General features: G+C 66.7%; 1 pseudogene. It reads right to left on the bottom strand.

Features of this window, described 5'->3' with window-relative positions:
* Nucleotides 1-131: 131 nt before the first annotated feature.
* Nucleotides 132-315 (bottom strand): annotated as a pseudogene (locus V5F77_RS29265) (isoprenylcysteine carboxylmethyltransferase family protein); the annotation flags it as partial.

Here is a 315-nt window from a genome sequence, read left to right as displayed (position 1 = left end):
ACCCGGCCGTGGCCGGGTTCACCTCCATCCCGCAGACGGGGTCCTTGACCGCTTCCACGGGCGAACGCTCCGCCCCGGCGTGCGGGTGATCCACAGGGTCATGATGATGATGGCCGGCGTGCGCGTCATGCTCAGTCATGAGGACCGTCTCCGGAGGAAGGGGCGTATGGGGATGAAATTGCGATATGAGGGAGAAAGGCGGGAACGCGACGGGCGTAATCGTCCCACAGGGGCCCAAACTCGGCGCGGGCAGCCGCTTCCTCCTGCCGCGCCAGCCGGACATAGACCCAGACCAGGATCGGGAAGATGGCGAGG

It is taken from the genome of Roseixanthobacter psychrophilus (assembly GCF_043195195.1).
Classification (GTDB): Bacteria; Pseudomonadota; Alphaproteobacteria; order Rhizobiales; family Xanthobacteraceae; genus NCEH01.
Note: the sequence above shows the minus strand (reverse complement) of the source record. Positions and strands in the feature narration are given on the sequence as shown.